This is a genomic window from Erythrobacter sp. W36 (assembly GCF_057364935.1).
The window spans coordinates 704,773-720,513 of record NZ_CP200281.1 but is presented as its reverse complement, the minus strand read 5'-3'; the positions used below and the strand labels follow the sequence as shown (position 1 = coordinate 720,513).

The window sequence follows — 15,741 nt, the reverse complement described above, 5'->3', positions numbered from 1 at the left end:
TAACCGGCCAATCAGGGCCGCTGCGCGCACCTCTGCGCGCATCTGCATTTGAGATCAATTCATGAGTTTTCCAGACCTTCCAGCCTGCCTGCAGGCGGCCCTTTCAGAACGCGATTATGATGCCCCAACCCCTGTGCAAGAGGCGGTGCTAAAGCCTGACGCACTTGGCCGAGATCTGGTCGTCTCCGCGCAAACCGGCTCTGGCAAGACGGTCGCATTCGGCCTAGCTATGGCGGGCGAACTGCTTGACGAAAACGGTGCCTTGCGCGGCGCACCCTCACCGATGGCGCTCGTTATTGCACCGACGCGCGAACTTGCGCTTCAGGTGAGCCGCGAGCTCGGCTGGCTGTACAGCAAGGCTGGCGCGCGCATCGCAACCTGCGTTGGCGGGATGAACCCATCGCAAGAACGCCGCGCTTTGCGCGCGGGCGCAACCATCGTTGTCGGCACGCCCGGCCGCCTCCGCGACCATTTGGAACGCGGCGCGCTTGACCTCTCTGCGCTGGCCACCATCGTCCTCGATGAAGCCGACGAAATGCTCGACATGGGCTTTCGTGAGGAACTCGAAAGCATCCTCGACGCGACACCAACTTCGCGCCGTACCTTATTGTTTTCTGCGACAATGCCGCGCCCAATTGAAGCCTTGGCGCGGCGCTATCAAATCAATTCCCTGCGGATTGCCACCATCAGTCAGCAGCGCGGTCATGGCGATATTGAGTATCAGGCCATCACCGTCTCTCCGACTGAAATTGAGAACTCAGTGGTCAACTTGCTCCGCTATCACGAGGCGGAAACGGCGATCCTTTTCTGTGCGACACGGGACAAGGTTCGTCATTTGCACGCCACCTTGCAAGAACGCGGATTTGCCGTTGTTGCCCTTTCCGGGGAACACTCGCAGCAAGAACGCAATCAAGCGCTTCAGGCGCTGCGCGACAAGCGCGCGCGGGTCTGCGTGGCCACAGATGTTGCCGCGCGCGGGATCGATCTTCCTACTCTCAGCCTAGTCGTCCACGTCGAAATTCCGCGCGATGCGCAGGCGCTTCAGCACCGTTCTGGCCGCACCGGGCGCGCAGGCAAGAAGGGTACGGCAGTGCTTATCGTGCCGTTTTCCCGCCGCCGCAGGGTCGATTCCATGCTGAAATCGGCCAAAATTGAAGCCAATTGGACCGACGCCCCTCGCCCGGAGGCGATCCGGGCCAAGGATCATGAGCGTCTGCTCGAGAAATTGCTCCAACCGATCGAAATGGATGAAGCTAATCAGGAGCTTGCGAGCAAACTCCTAGCCGAGCGCACGCCCGAAGAGATAGCAGCCATGCTGGTGCAAGCGCACCGTTCAAAGCTGCCTGAACCCGAAGATTTGATCGAAAACACCCCAGAGGCCCGCCGCGCAGCCCAGAAAGACACGCATCGCCCGGGCTTCGAGGACACCGTCTGGTTCCGCATGAATATTGGGCGTCGGCAAAACGCTGGCCCGCGCTGGGTCATGCCGCTGATTTGCCGCCGCGGGCACGTGACGCGCAACGAGATCGGAGCGATCCGCATCGGCCAAAGCGAGACGTTCTTCCAAATTCCGCGCACCATAGCCGACAAATTCGCCGCCGCTATCGAGCGCAGCGCCGGCTCTGTCAGCGATAGTGGTGACGACCAGGACAACATCCTAATCGAAGCGTCTGATCACGGCCCGCGTGACACCGCTAGGCGCAATCGCAAGTCTCACTCAGGCCCGCGCGACAGCGATCGCGGACCACGCGTTAAGGCGAAGCCCGCCCATGGCGGCAAAGAGAAAAACAAGGGCAAACCCAAGAAATTCCGCAAAGGCGGCGACGACCGAAAAAGCGAGAGCTTTGAGAAAAACCTCGAAATGAGGGCGCTGGAGCGGCAAAAGGGCCGCGCAAGGCAGCTGCGCACCAAAATGCCGCTAATGGGCCTGGAAAGCCGTTTAAGAAGCAGAAGTATTCGAAGTAAGGTGAAGAGATCGGCTAAAATGGCCAAAACACGTCGCAGGCTCACCTTTCGGGCCTGACCTTCTTGACCGAGACGTCCCAACCACAAAAGACCGCGTGTCGAATGCCTAGTGAAGCATCTCCTTAGTCTGCCGCCAACATCAGCTCTGCCTGCTTCACATCACGGCTGTTGCCGCCCGCCATCAGGACAAATTTACCCGGCTCTACCACCCGCTCCATCCTGTCGTTCCAGAGGCTGAAATCGGCTGGTTTGAGATCGAAGTGGAGGGCGCGTTCCTCGCCTGATTGCAGAGTGACGCGCTTAAATCTGACCAGCTGCTTCACCGGGGTGGTGACCGAGGCATGGACGTCTCGCAGATACAATTGCACGACTTCGTCGCCCGCAACCTGCCCCGTATTCTTGACTGAAACCTCGACCCCGACGGTATCCGAAGTTGAATGCGCCTCGCCCACCACTCGCGGCGCGGAAATGTCAAAGTTCGTATAGCTGAGGCCAAAGCCAAAGGGGTACAAAGGCTCTTTGCTGGCAAACAAATAGCCGCGCCGTGCCTGGGGTTTGTGATTGTAAAACACTGGGAGTTGCCCAACATTTTGAGCGACTGTGACCGGCATCTTGCCGCCGGGATTGGACTTGCCAAACAAGACATCGGCGACCGCATTCCCGGTCTCTTGGCCAAGGTACCAGCCCTCAATGATCGCAGGGGCCTTTTGGTTTAGCTCGACAATCGATGGCGGACGGCCATTGAGCAGCACCGCCACCACCGGCTTGCCCGTGGCCAGCATTGCGCGGGCCAGGTCCATTTGCTGACCGACCAAGGTGATATCGGTCCGGTCCCCAAGGTGCGTCGTTGCCCAAGCTTCTCTGCTGGTCTGCTCATTGCCGCCGATGACCATGACGATGACGTCAGCATCTTCGGCCGCCTTGACGGCCTCTGCGATCAAACGGCGGTTCTCTTCTTCGGGAACGAGATCGACGGGATCAGCCGCCCAGACCCGGCTTTCCGTGATCCGAACACCCTCGGAGTATGCGACCTCGAATTCCCCGCTGGCCGCGCTTTCCAGCCCATCAAGCACGCTCACAACTTTGCGAGGAATATCGCTGTAGCCGCCAAGCGGCGTGTCTTTCGCATGTGTCCCGACGACGAGTAACTTGTCGATTCCGTCCGCACTCAATGGCAGCAGGCCGTCGTTTTTAAGCAAGACCATCGATTTGCGCGCAGATTCGCGAGCGAGCGCAATAGCTTCGTCATTGGCCTCAATCCGCTCTGCATAGTCCGCATCGGCATAGGGGTTCTCAAACATGCCAGCGGTGAATTTCAGCCTCAGGATACGGCGGACCGCTTCATCGATCAGAGCGACATCAACCCGCCCCTGCGCCACAAGGTCGGGCAGCGTGAGAAACGTGTCCGCATCGGCCATCTCATTGTCTACGCCCGCTTTGATGGCGCGTTCTGCGGCTTGCTCTGCATCCTCGAGCATTTGATGGCGGGTGACCATTTCACGTATCGCGAAATAGTCGCTCACCACCGCCCCTTTGAAACCCCATTCTTCCTTGAGAACCGAGTTGAGCAGCCAGCCATTGGCATGGCTCGGCACAGCGCCAATCTCATTATAGGACGGCATCACCGAGAGCACGTTGGCTTCCTTCACCGCCCGCTCAAACGGCGGAAAGAAGTAGGTTCGCAAAGTGTGTTCGCTCAGTTCTGCTGGCGCGACATTAGTGCCGCTTTCCGGCTGTCCGTGACCCGTCATATGCTTCAGAGTGACCAGCACTTTGTCGTTGGCAAGTGGCAGTTCCCTTCCCTGGAACCCGCGGATCGCCGCAAGTCCAATTTCCGAAACGAGGTATGGATCCTCTCCGTAGGTCTCCTCGATCCGGCCCCAGCGCGCATCGCGGGCAATGTCGACTACGGGGGAAAGCGCCAACTGCGCCCCGCGCGAGCGCATTTCACGAGACGCTACGCTGTAGACCTGCTCAACCAGGCGGGGGTCCCAGGTGCTGGCCAATCCGATCGCCTGCGGAAAGCTGGTGGCGCCACGCGCGACGTAACCGTGCAGCCCCTCTTCATGCATGAGAATAGGAATGCCAAGTCGCGTTTCATTCATGGCCCAACGCTGCGCCGCATTGACATAGTCGACGGTTTCGCGCGCTGTGCGATTTCGTCCCTCAGCCGAAGCTCCGGCATCGCCTGCGTTCGATTGGTCAACGCCGCGAAAATCTGATGGGCGGGCGATCATACCAATGCCATTGGGAAAACTTGCGCTGGCCTTTGCGGGATCGAAATCGCCTTCCGGGGTCTGCACCTTCTCTTTCTGCTCCCAGATCGTGAGCATTTGCGCGACCTTCTCTTCCAGCGTCATCCGCGTCAGCAGATCCTCGATCCGGCCTTCGATGGGAGCGCCCGCGTCTTTGTAAATCGCCAGCTCAACGCTCGCGCCCTGTTGGCTCACCGCGGCAGTCGGATAGGCAGCCACGGTCCCGAACAATCCGACAACCGCAGCGCAGCAAGCCGCTCGCTTCAGAAAAATGCGCATATCACCACCCTCACCTCTCAAAATGATAGCGCTATCATACGTCGAAGGCTCAGCATTGCAATGCCCCTCACTGACCGCTAGTCACTATCAGCGAGGGACACTATGGCACGAACACGGCGGCGAAATCGGCAAACGGTAACAATCGATGATGTCGCGCGCCAAGCTGGCGTGTCGGCGATGACTGTATCGCGGGTAATGAACGCGGAAAGTGGTGTGCGCGACGCCACCAGACAGAATGTCCTTAAGGCCGTTAGCGCGCTCAATTATCAGCCCAATCGCTCGGCCCGGCGCTTAGCGAAGGGCGCCGATGTTCATATTGGCCTGATCTACGCCAACCCGTCAGACAGCTATCTTGGGCGGTTCTTAAGGGGCGCTTTGGAGGCGGCTCAGGCGAGCGACAATCATTTGATCGTCGACATCTGCGATGACAACACGCCAGCCGCCCACGTGGCCTCGGCCATGCGTCTGGCAAAGGCTGGTATTGCCGGTGTAATCCTGCCGCCGCCTACATCTTCTGCGCCTGAAATTCTCTCGATCTTCGAAGAGTTAGACATACCAGTCGCGACCGTTGCCAATGGCAATGTGGATCAAAAACATAATGATATCAATATTGAAGATGAAACGGCATCTAAAGCAATGACCCAATATCTGATCGAGTTGGGACACCGAAGCATCGGTTTTATCAAAGGGTCACCAGACCAAATGTCGAGCACTATGCGGGAGCGTGGATTTCGCAAGGCGATGGCCGAAGCGCAAATCAAGATCGATCCAAACTGGGTGGCAGAGGGGCATTACACTTACCGCTCCGGAGTGACCGCAGCAGAGCGCTTGTTAACATCCACGCCCCGGCCCAGTGCAATTTTCGCGAGCAATGACGATATGGCCGCTGCGACCATCGGTGTCGCGCATCGGCATGGCCTGTCAGTGCCCGAAGAACTAACCGTTGTTGGCTTTGACAACAGCCCGTCTGCGATTTCCGTCTGGCCAGAACTGACCACCATTGATCAACCCGTGAGTGCGATGGCGAAGTCCGCCTTCAACTTGGTGTTGAGCAAGGTTGGTCAGGGCGAGCAAGCCAGTGCGGAACACCGGTTTCAGCACACGCACGAATGCCGCCTGATCGAGCGTGGCTCATCCGCCCCTACCAATCCATAAGTTTGGGTTGGACATTCTTTTCGTTACCGCTAACATACTTCTCGATAATATCTTTGGGAGAGGATTCTGGTGGACAGTAAGGCAACAACGGAGAACGCGCGCTTTGTCTTTCTGATTGTATCAGTGGCGACGCTCGGCGGGTTTTTGTTCGGATTCGATAGCGGAGTAATCAACGGCACCGTCGACGGCCTGCAAAACGCTTTCAATTCGACCAGCGTCGGCACCGGCTTCAATGTCGCTTCTATGCTGCTCGGCTGCGCAGTTGGCGCGTTCGTCGCTGGCCGTTTGTCTGACAAGATCGGACGGCGCGCCGTACTCTTGATTGCAGCGGTCTTTTTTATCGTATCCGCATGGGGTTCTGGGATCGCTGGCGATGCCACCACCTTCGTCATCGCGCGCATAATCGGCGGTCTAGCGGTTGGCGCGGCCAGTGTGATCGCACCGGCCTATATCTCCGAAGTCGCCCCAGCAGATAAGCGTGGGCGGCTGTCATCAATCCAGCAAGTGATGATCATCATCGGCCTGACCGCCGCGTTTCTTTCCAACTACTTTCTCGCTGAGTTTGCGGGCGGCAGCCAAGAGCAGGTCTGGGGCGGATTTGAGGCATGGCGCTGGATGTTCTGGGCAGAATTGCTGCCCGCCACTTTATTTCTGATTCTGCTGTTTTTCATCCCTGAAAGCCCGCGATTCCTGGTCGCAAAAGGGCGTGAACAACAGGCGAAACTGACCCTCGGCCTGTTGCTTGGGGACGCCAATGTTCCCGCCAAACTCCAAGAAATTCGCGACAGCCTCGCCGGAGATCACCAACCAAGACTATCGGACCTTATCTCCAGCCAAACTGGTAAGATCCGGACCATTGTTTGGGTAGGTGTTGGGCTCGCAACCTTCCAACAGCTCGTGGGCATCAACATCGTGTTTTACTATGGTGCTGTGCTCTGGCAGGCGGTTGGCTTTACGGAAAATGACGCTCTCAAGATCAATGTCTTGTCAGGCGCTCTCTCAATCGGTGCGGTCTTCCTGGCAATCGCATTGATCGACAGGATTGGGCGCAAACCATTGCTGCTGATCGGGTCAGTCGGAATGGCGATTGGCCTCACCGTCATGGCTCTGGCCTTCGCATCAGGCTCACTGGTCAATGGAGAACTGGTCCTGTCCGATGGCGCGGGCCTCGCCGCTTTGATTGCCGCCAACGCCTATGTTGTCGCGTTCAACTTCAGCTGGGGGCCGGTAATGTGGGTCATGCTGGGCGAGATGTTCCCCAATCAAATCCGCGGCTCTGGATTGGCGGTTTCCGGCTTCGCTCAATGGACGGCAAACTTCCTTATCATCATGAGCTTCCCATGGCTCCTGAGCAATGTTGGCCTGCCAATTACTTATGGCTTCTATGCCCTTGCCGCGCTCCTTTCCGTGATCTTCGTAGCGAAGATGGTCGCAGAGACAGCTGGCAAAGAACTTGAGGCAATGGAGGGCTAAGATGGGGAAGGCTGTGCCTCTTCCTGCTGAACATGGCGGCGCTCCACAGATGCAACCGGCACAGGCAAAAGGCAGCTCGTCATGCAATTGCTAGAGCTGACATGCGGAGCAACCCAGCTCAGCCTGTCGCCTTGGCTCGGCGGGGGGATCGCCGCGTTCGCCTGGCAAGGGCATGATGTGTTCAGGCCTTATACTGGTGGCAGCGATCCGCTTGCGCTCGCAAGCTTCCCGATGGTCCCGTTCTGCAACAGGATCGCGCATGGCCAACTGCCAGTCGGCTCGGGCACCAGTTCGATCCCGTTACTGCACAAGGACGCTGACCCGGAGCACGCCCTGCACGGTCTTGGCTGGGTTAGCCCGTGGGCGGTCACACAAAGCTCCTCTAGCAGCGCGATATTGACGCTGCATCATGACGGCGCGGTGTGGCCATGGAGCTTTGAAGCGCGCCAAGAAATCACAGCTCGCGCCGATGGTTATCTCCACAAGATGGCGATTACAAATCTGGCAGAAACACCGATGCCCGCTGGACTGGGCCTGCACCCATATTTCCCAAGGGCAGGCGCACGGCTTAGAGCAGATATCGGCGGCTTGTGGGAGAATGGAGCTGACCGGCTACCAAGCTCGCACCGCACGCTCTCAAACCAGCCTGAATGGCTCACAGGACCGCCATTGGACAATTGCTACACCGGGCGCCGCGATGTGATCGAGATCGCTTGGCCTACGCACCGGCTAACCATGCACCCGTCCGCCAAATTGCCCTTCACCCATGTTTATTGCCCGGCTGGAGAAGACTTCTTCTGCGTCGAACCCGTCAGCCACGTTCCCGATGCGGTGAACAGCAGCCTGAGCCATGATAAGACAGGCCTTAAGATGCTTCTCCCCGGTGAAAGCATGGAAATCGAATGCCGCTTTGCTTTGCAGGAGACCATCTGATGTGGCTTGGCATTGATCTCGGGACCTCCGGTGTAAAGACCGTAATCGTCGATGACGAAGGCGCAGTTCTGGCACAAGACACTGCGCCTCTAACGGTCCAGCGCCCGCAAGCCCTGTGGTCTGAGCAAAACCCCGATGATTGGTGGGAAGCGACCAAGATTGCGATTGGCGGACTGCGAAGTGCATTGCGCAGCCAAGTTCGCGGGATTGGCATGTCTGGGCAGATGCACGGCGCAGTTCTGCTCGACAAATATGACAAAATGCTCCGTCCGGCGATTTTGTGGAACGACGGCCGCAGCGCGGCTGAATGCGGCGATCTTGATGCGCTTGCTCAGCAGCACACGGGCAACCTTGCCATGCCCGGATTTACCGCCCCTAAACTCGCATGGCTGCGCGCGAATGAGCCAGCGGTCTTTGAGCAAACCGCGACAGTCCTTCTGCCAAAGGACTACCTTCGCCTCTTGCTGACTGGCGAGAAAGTCACCGAGATGTCTGATGCATCGGGCACATTGTGGCTGGATGTGGGAAGCCGCCGCTGGTCGCCAGCCATGCTTGAAGCGACCGGCCTTAACGAAAGTCACATGCCAGCCCTTATCGAGGGTGATGCAATATCGGGCACCCTGAACCACGAAGTCGCCGACGAACTCGGCCTGCCGTGCGTCCCAGTGGCGGGCGGCGGCGGCGACCAAGCGGCGGGCGCGGTTGGAGCAGGCGTAACCGAACCGGGCGATGCCTTCCTTAGCCTCGGCACTTCGGGCGTGATTTTCGCGGCGAGCGCAAAATTTGAACCCAATCCGGCAAGCGGCCTGCACGCCTTTTGCCATGCGCTGCCAGGCCGTTGGCACACAATGACCGTCATGCTATCGGCCGCCGCATGTCTCGATTGGGCGGTGCGGCTGACCCAATTTCGCGATGTCGAAAGCGCGCTCAAAGCGGCAGAGGCAAGCACAGTCCATCAAGACCAGCTTCCGCTGTTCCTCCCCTATCTTTCCGGCGAACGAACGCCGCACAATGACCCGGCGGCCAAGGGCGTCTTCTTCAACCTCACCCACGAGACCGGGCCAGCAGAGCTAATCAGATCGGTGCTCGAAGGCGTCGCCTTCGGCCTCAGTGATGGCCTCCACGCCATGCCCTCGCCCCCCGCTGAAATGTCGGTAATCGGTGGCGGCGCGCGGTCACCTTTTTGGGCGCAGCTCTTGGCCGATATTTTGCAAACTCCGCTCACTTACCGCGATGGTTCGAGTGTTGGCCCCGCAAGCGGAGCAGCCCGACTTGCTCGCCTGGCAATCACCAAAGAACCGGTCGCAGAAGTCTGCACTCAACCGCCGGTGCAGGCGCAATATTCACCGCAACCTCATTCGGGAGAGAGGCAGCGTCTATTTCGCTCGCTCTACCCCATTCTCAAATCCAGTTTTGGAGACATCTGATGGGCTATTTCGCTGACCTTCCAACCGTGCCTTTTGAAGGTGCAAACACACGCAATCCGCTCGCCTATCGCTACTACGACGCAGATGCTCAGGTGCTGGGCAAATCTATGCGTGATCATCTGCGCTGGGCGGTCTGCTATTGGCACAGCTTCGCATGGCCGGGACACGACATCTTTGGTGCAGGAACGTTTGACCGGCCATGGAAACCCGGCGAGCCAGTGACTGCGGAACTGGCGCAGATCAAGCTCGATGCAGCGTTTGATATGTTCGCCAAACTGGGTGCGCCCTTCTATTGTTTCCACGATGTCGATGCGATGGCAGATCACGATAGCCTGGCCAGCTACACCCGCGAGTTGGACGCCATCGCCGACAAAATGGCGGGCAAAATCGAGGAGACCGGGACGCAGCTTCTGTGGGGCACCGCGAACCTCTTCAGCCATCCGCGCTATGCCGCTGGTGGTGCGACCAATCCAGATCCAGATGTGTTTGGCTGGGCCGCGCATCAAGTCCGCTCCATGCTCGAGGTCACCAACCGTCTAGGCGGCGCAAACTACGTCCTGTGGGGCGGGCGCGAAGGCTATGACACGATCGTCAATACCGATATCGGACAAGAGCTCGACCAGCTCGGCCGCTTCATGAACATGGTGGTGGAGCACAAACATAAGATCGGTTTCGAAGGCACGATCCTGATCGAGCCCAAGCCACACGAGCCAACAAAGCACCAGTATGACCGCGACACCGCGACGGTTTACGGCTTCCTCAAACATTATGGGCTGGAAGGCGAGATAAAGGTCAATATCGAAGGCAATCATGCCACGTTGGCTGGCAACAGCTTTGAGCATGAGATTGCGACAGCCAATGCTTACGGCATTATGGGGTCAGTCGATATTAACCGCGGCGATCCGCAAAATGGCTGGGACACAGACCAGTTCCCCAACAATGTGCCCGAGATGACGCTGGCGATGTATCACTTGCTAAAGGGCGGCGGCTTTGAAACGGGCGGTTTCAATTTTGACGCGAAAGTCCGGCGGCAATCGGTCGACGCGATAGATCTGTTCTATGCGCATATCGGCGGGGTCGATGTGCTCGCCCAATCGCTGCTGGCAGCGGCAAAGATAATCGAAGACGGCGAGCTCGATAACTTCGTTGCAAACCGATACGCAGGCTGGAAAACCGGTATCGGCAACCAGATTATGAGCGGCGAAATGAGCCTGGCTGATGTGGCAGACCACGCGGTGAAGGCTGAGCTTAATCCGAAACCAATTTCCGGACGGCAGGAGTACCTTGAAACGCTGATCAACCGCGCGGTTTGAGTTTTCTATGTCGGGACATTAACTAATGGCTCCGGATTGGAACTCGGATCGCGCTGCAACGAATTCAGACCGGGACCGATATCTTCTTCGTGCCAAAGATTGATAGCCAGCTCGCGATTTCGTCGGTCACGACATCGTCGATCTTGCGGGTTAGGTCGGCGAAGTCGTCATAGCTTACATCGCTTTGCGAACTAGCAAGCAACAGGTCAGAGCGCCGCACGAGGCGCCCCAATTTCGTCGATGCGACATCAGACATTGCGGCAAATCGCTCAAAATCGCCGAAATAGCGAATGCCGGCAATCGCGGCGCCTAAGGTGGGGAAGGCCACACCTAGAAACGTGGTTAGTTTGCTGACACTGCTAGGCACCGCGCCGCTCAGCACGCCTAGTGACGCGCCAAATTTTAGCAGCAGATAAGCGCTGACCGAGATGATCGCGAGGATGAACAAGGCCTCTGACATGCGGTCGAGATTGTGGTGCACGCGCTCGAGCCGAAGTGCCTTTTTGCGGTGGTATTCCTGCTGCGCGATGAGGAAGGGCCGGACCACTTCCTTCAAGTGCTTATTTAGATAGTCGTGCGTCACTTTAAGGCGCGGCAGACCGGCTCCTTTGATCACCTCGCGGGCGTAGAGCTCTGGCCAGCAAGTATCTGGCGATGACGGCCAATGTCCAAGCGGACGGCTGCATCCGATCGTCACCATCATCGGTGCGTGGCGTAGGTACTCTGCAACCCGCCGCGTTTGGAACCAGCGCCTGTGCCATTGTCCGCGCACACCGGCGATGGTGATCGCGACAATCGTCAGCAGCAGCGTGAGCTCTAGCAAAGCAAACGGCCATTTCCCCTCTGCATCAACGAGCGGCAGATAGGCAGCGCCAGCGACAATCGCTGCGGCGGAGAGCAAGAAATTAGCCACCATGCCGCCGCGATAAGCGTCCGAGAGGAAGGTCGAAATTCCGTCGGCGGCCGCGAACCGGGTCGTCACAGAAGTCGCCAGCGATTGCGCCAATTCCTGATCGGCTTGCAGCAAATCAGACGTCGCTGCGATCATCGATTGCTCATCGCCTTTCGCCGCTTCGGCAGGTGTTTCGTAGCTCTGCTTGATCGAGGCGAACGGAGCCCCCTCGCCGGAGAACATCTTTTCAATCCGGCGATAGGCGTGAAAGCGGCGCTTTGAGTGGGATCGCCAGGAGCCCGCGTTCAATTGCTCTTTTGCCAGATCGGCCTGCTGCCAGTTCTCTTCAATATTTGCGCAGACTTTATCGATCATGCCAGCAACATCTGTTGAAATGGCATGGTCGTGAGAGACCATCAAATCGCCTGTATCCTCAAGCCAGCACAGCCTCTCTGGATCACGCGCATCGAGCCAAATCACGGGAACATCAGCGGCCAAAGCCTCCGCCATTGTGTCGCGTGTGCCGCCCATCGCCGTTGGCGAGGTCCCATCCCAAACGGCCAGCAGGATGTCTGATTGCTCGACCGTGATGCGGCTCGCCAATTTTGTCCGCTTGCCGATCAGACTCTCGAATTCCAGCAGAAGCCTGTGATCCTGCGCATCGCCGGTAAGACGCGTGAGATAGTGCTTTAAGGTCTTATCCTGGTCACACAGTTCAAAGCAGTTTGCCTGCGCGTGCGCAGCCCTCAGTGCATGCCAATTCGCGGCCTCCGCTTTGTCTTCCGGCTCCTGTCCGTCTGCGATCAAAGTGGCAGCTTGCCAATTGGTGCTGAGCATGTTGAGGGCAAGGTTTACCTCGGTCCCAAATGGCAACGGCGCGATGACGGTAGCATCCAATTTCGCCGCAATCTGTGCCGCCATAAGGTCGCAGCCATTGGCAAGATTGGTGACCACTCTAAGCTCTGCATTCGTCTCAGGAGCAGATGCGACCTTGTCCTTAAGCCCCGCAAACAACGCAGCGATTGCCTGTTCGATAGCCGCGCGATTGTCGCTGAAGGCAGGGTTCCCTTCGCGGTGACCCGTCACGCCGATTGAGAGGATGCGCGGCGGCGCGGCGAACCCAAGTGCGAGTGAGTTGTCGACTTCCATCAAAGTGCTGTAGCATGCTCTTGTTCGCGTGCAATCTGGCCGTGTGAAGAGCGATCAAAGGAGGGGGTATGATAGCTGCTTTGGCAGTCGCCGCGATTTTGGTGGTCGGCACAATCTTCCTGCATTTCGTCGTTTTGAAGACGCTCGCGGCGCGCTTGAACGACGAGGTGCGCATGTTCAAACGCCCTCTGCTTGTGGTGCTGCTCGCCCTGTTCTGCGTCCATTTGGTGGAGGTCATGCTCTATGCGTTCGGGTTTTACGCGATGCAGGAATTTGGGTTTGGCGAGATCGTCATACAGGGCAGCGAAACCCCATTGTTGATGACTGATTATTTCTACTTTTCAATTACATGCTACACCACCTTGGGCGTTGGCGACATTGTCCCAGTGGGCCCAACGCGGATCGTTTCAGGCATAGAGGCGCTCAACGGCCTGGTGCTGATCGCATGGAGCGCGTCCTTTACCTATTGGATGATGGAGAGGCTTTGGACCGATGATCTCTGATCGCTCCACCAGGGCGATAGTCGCTGACCAGATCTATCCCCCAGCTTGACCGATGCACGTAACTCTGATGGATTAGCGGCAAATTCAGGGGGACATGCGATGCATACGCCGATTTGGAAGGCCGCTTTTGGCACTGTGATCCTCCTGCTTGCCGCGATCTGGTCACCTCAGACAGCCTATGCAGATGAGCCGGAAGTGGAACAACGAAGCGGCAAACTCTCTGACCGAGTGTACAGTAATGAGGAATGGAAACGCGCCAAGCGCGCGGTAAAAGCCAATCGCAAGGCCTGCAGCAAGGGCGATCTTGAAGCCTGCATTGCGGCGGGTGATGCGTACCTGCTCGGCGAAGGCGTCGAGAAGGTTGGAGACATTGCCGCCATTCTTTACGGCGATGCCTGCGATGCAGGTCTTGCAAAGGGCTGCAGTGAGCTCGGCAAGTTTCACGCTGGCGCGGGCGGATCACCGAAGAGCTTTCCTAAGGCCGCATCATTCTACGAAAAGGCGTGCGATCTGGGCGATCTATCGGCTTGCATGGACTTCGCTAGTCTCTTGCAAACGCAAGGGCTGGGCCAGCCCGATTTGGTCCGCTCTAACCAAGTACTTGAGAATACCTGCCAAGCGGGCAGCAGCGACGCCTGCCGTTCGTTGGCAATTTTGATTTTGGACGACCAGCAACGGTTAGGCGAGCACGATAGAGCGCTTTCGATCCTGGACGGTCAATGCCGCCAGGAGGTCTTAGATGCCTGCATTCGTCTGATCTCTGAGTACTCAAAGAACCCCGATGAAAACCAATGGCAGATCGGCGAATACCAGCACTTGGCTTGTTTTGCGGGTTCGGTGTTGGAATGCTTGAAGGCGGGTGAGCGCGTCTACAAAGGGATCGGTGTTGAGCAGGACCGCGAGCTGGCGATTTCCTATTATGATGAAGCGTGCCAGCTAGGCAGCTTTTACTGCGACATTCCAAAGACGCTTCGCGAATTTCCCCGCCTTGAAGCGGAATGCGGAACGCAAAACCCGCGCGCCTGCGCCGATCTCGGGATCGCGTTGGCGGTGCCAGACTCGCCTGAACTCGATTTCGAAGAGGCAATCAGTGCGCTGGAATGGAGCTGCCTCAACGGTGTTGGCGAAATATGCGGTCGCGCCGCGACTGTGATCAAGAATCACAAGAGCTCTGAAGATGCCGATTGGTCGCCGCGCTTGGTCGCCGTGCTAGAAAGGGCTTGTGAGGCCAAAGATCCTGATGGCTGCCTACAGTTTGCCAATGCACTTTTGGATAGCGATTGGGTCGCGACTGACACGCTGCGCGCTGCGAAATTGTTCAATCAGCTCTGCACGCAGGAGGTGGCAGAGGCCTGCAGCAAGGAAGAGCAGTTTTCCGGGCTGGTGCCGGAAGTCCGCATTGCTGTCGCCGATGAGAATTTCATCCCGCCCGAGGATGCAGATGAGCCAACCACTGTCCCTCAGGAACGCTTCGTTATCCCTGAGGCTCCGGATGAGGACTGCGTAGAGGTAAGTGAACGGTTCCGCGGCAAGACCTACACCCAGTACAATTGTCCATCCACCGCAGCTTCCATCGGCAGCTACCGCCTGCGCCCAGGCCGGGCTCCATGGCAGGCGCTGCTCTGGCGTCCTAAGAGGCTGGCCGGACAAACGCTAAGCGAAGCGGACCGTGTGCTGTGCGGCGCTTCCCTGATTGCCAAAGGTTGGGTTCTGACCGCCGCGCACTGCTTGGTAGACAATGGCACCAGTATCCGCCGAGGGGGCCACAAGCTCAGACTGGGCGTCTACAACCCGCGCCAGAATGAAGGCATCACTTTTCCGATCCTTCGCGCGATCCCCCATCCGCAATACAACAAGAGCAACAAATACGTTTATGACATTGCTCTAATCCAATATGATCACCGTGCGGGATCACGCGGCAGCACCGTCAGAAAGATCGCCTCAATCACCCTCGATCCGCTCCAGGTGGGAAGACGAAAAATTGCCCAAGGGATGCCTGTCTATTCCTATGGTTGGGGCTGGACCAAAGCTACGAACAGCCAATCCACCGACTATTTGCAGGCCGTTCGGATGGAACTACGCAGCGAAAGCGCATGTACGCGGCGAACCAAATTTCGCGGCCGCCTGCTTCATGCAGCGCTGTGTGCAGCCGGGCGCAATCGCCAGCAAACCTGCTATGGCGATAGTGGCGGACCACTCGTTTATTATGGTGATGCGAGGCAGCGCCCTACCTTGATCGGCGTTGTCAGCGCTGGCAAAAAATGCGGCGCGACGGGCAGGCCCAGCCAGTACACTAGGGTCGCCAAGGTCAAGAGCTGGATCGCCAGATATGTGAGCAGCGCCCGGTAAGATAGTATGCCCGGCGATCACTCACCGGGCATCCATATCGACGTAAGT

Annotated in this window: 10 protein-coding genes; 8 read left to right on the top strand and 2 right to left on the bottom strand. The window is 58.0% G+C overall.

What is annotated here, in order from left to right:
• Window positions 1-61: 61 nt before the first annotated feature.
• Window positions 62-2,023 (top strand): DEAD/DEAH box helicase, encoded by a 1,962-nt coding sequence (locus tag AC0V6U_RS03550; protein ID WP_472644836.1) that lies wholly within the window; start codon window positions 62-64, stop codon window positions 2,021-2,023.
• A 64-nt stretch (window positions 2,024-2,087) separates the two neighbouring features.
• Here the strand turns inward: AC0V6U_RS03550 and AC0V6U_RS03545 are convergent, their stop codons facing one another.
• Window positions 2,088-4,499 carry a glycoside hydrolase family 3 N-terminal domain-containing protein gene (locus AC0V6U_RS03545; protein WP_472644835.1) on the bottom strand — a complete coding sequence of 804 codons (2,412 nt, stop codon included), beginning with the start codon at window positions 4,497-4,499 and terminating at the stop codon, window positions 2,088-2,090.
• Window positions 4,500-4,601: 102 nt separating this feature from the next.
• On the opposite strand from AC0V6U_RS03545, the gene AC0V6U_RS03540 reads away from it, so the two are divergent.
• The 5 genes from AC0V6U_RS03540 (at window position 4,602) to xylA (ending at window position 10,800) form a co-directional block, all read left to right on the top strand.
• Window positions 4,602-5,654, top strand: a complete 1,053-nt coding sequence (locus AC0V6U_RS03540) for a LacI family DNA-binding transcriptional regulator (RefSeq protein WP_472644834.1) — start codon at window positions 4,602-4,604, stop codon at window positions 5,652-5,654.
• Window positions 5,655-5,720: 66 nt separating this feature from the next.
• Window positions 5,721-7,127 (top strand): sugar porter family MFS transporter, encoded by a 1,407-nt coding sequence (locus AC0V6U_RS03535; protein ID WP_472645693.1) that lies wholly within the window; start codon window positions 5,721-5,723, stop codon window positions 7,125-7,127.
• A gap of 81 nt (window positions 7,128-7,208) precedes the next feature.
• Window positions 7,209-8,060: an aldose 1-epimerase gene (locus AC0V6U_RS03530; RefSeq protein ID WP_472644833.1), complete on the top strand. Its 852-nt coding sequence runs from the start codon at window positions 7,209-7,211 to the stop codon at window positions 8,058-8,060.
• Window positions 8,060-9,487: a xylulokinase gene (xylB, locus tag AC0V6U_RS03525; protein WP_472644832.1), complete on the top strand. Its 1,428-nt coding sequence runs from the start codon at window positions 8,060-8,062 to the stop codon at window positions 9,485-9,487. The genes AC0V6U_RS03530 and xylB overlap by 1 nt, the downstream gene beginning before the upstream one ends.
• Complete coding sequence (gene xylA, locus AC0V6U_RS03520; RefSeq protein ID WP_472644831.1) at window positions 9,487-10,800, top strand: xylose isomerase; 1,314 nt, start codon at window positions 9,487-9,489, stop codon at window positions 10,798-10,800. Before xylB ends, xylA begins: the two co-directional genes overlap by 1 nt.
• 64 nt (window positions 10,801-10,864) lie before the next feature.
• Here the strand turns inward: xylA and AC0V6U_RS03515 are convergent, their stop codons facing one another.
• Window positions 10,865-12,841, bottom strand: a complete 1,977-nt coding sequence (locus AC0V6U_RS03515; RefSeq protein WP_472644830.1) for a hypothetical protein — start codon at window positions 12,839-12,841, stop codon at window positions 10,865-10,867.
• Between the two features lie 68 nt (window positions 12,842-12,909).
• Between AC0V6U_RS03515 and AC0V6U_RS03510 the strand changes: the two genes are divergently transcribed.
• Together AC0V6U_RS03510 and AC0V6U_RS03505 are read left to right on the top strand one after the other, a co-directional pair.
• A complete protein-coding gene (locus AC0V6U_RS03510) occupies window positions 12,910-13,344 on the top strand; it encodes an ion channel (RefSeq protein ID WP_472644829.1) in 435 nt (144 codons plus the stop codon).
• 99 nt (window positions 13,345-13,443) lie between these two features.
• Window positions 13,444-15,693 carry a trypsin-like serine protease gene (locus AC0V6U_RS03505; protein ID WP_472644828.1) on the top strand — a complete coding sequence of 750 codons (2,250 nt, stop codon included), beginning with the start codon at window positions 13,444-13,446 and terminating at the stop codon, window positions 15,691-15,693.
• Window positions 15,694-15,741 lie beyond the last annotated feature (48 nt).

Excerpts from the sequence above, each read along its gene's own strand:
- AC0V6U_RS03550 (WP_472644836.1), top strand. The coding sequence starts at position 62 with ATGAGTTTTCCAGACCTTCCAGCCTGCCTGCAGGCGGCCCTTTCAGAA.
- AC0V6U_RS03545 (WP_472644835.1), bottom strand. The coding sequence starts at position 4,499 with ATGCGCATTTTTCTGAAGCGAGCGGCTTGCTGCGCTGCGGTTGTCGGA.
- AC0V6U_RS03540 (WP_472644834.1), top strand. The coding sequence starts at position 4,602 with ATGGCACGAACACGGCGGCGAAATCGGCAAACGGTAACAATCGATGAT.
- AC0V6U_RS03530 (WP_472644833.1), top strand. The coding sequence starts at position 7,209 with ATGCAATTGCTAGAGCTGACATGCGGAGCAACCCAGCTCAGCCTGTCG.
- xylB (WP_472644832.1), top strand. The coding sequence starts at position 8,060 with ATGTGGCTTGGCATTGATCTCGGGACCTCCGGTGTAAAGACCGTAATC.
- xylA (WP_472644831.1), top strand. The coding sequence starts at position 9,487 with ATGGGCTATTTCGCTGACCTTCCAACCGTGCCTTTTGAAGGTGCAAAC.
- AC0V6U_RS03515 (WP_472644830.1), bottom strand. The coding sequence starts at position 12,841 with ATGGAAGTCGACAACTCACTCGCACTTGGGTTCGCCGCGCCGCCGCGC.
- AC0V6U_RS03510 (WP_472644829.1), top strand. The coding sequence starts at position 12,910 with ATGATAGCTGCTTTGGCAGTCGCCGCGATTTTGGTGGTCGGCACAATC.
- AC0V6U_RS03505 (WP_472644828.1), top strand. The coding sequence starts at position 13,444 with ATGCATACGCCGATTTGGAAGGCCGCTTTTGGCACTGTGATCCTCCTG.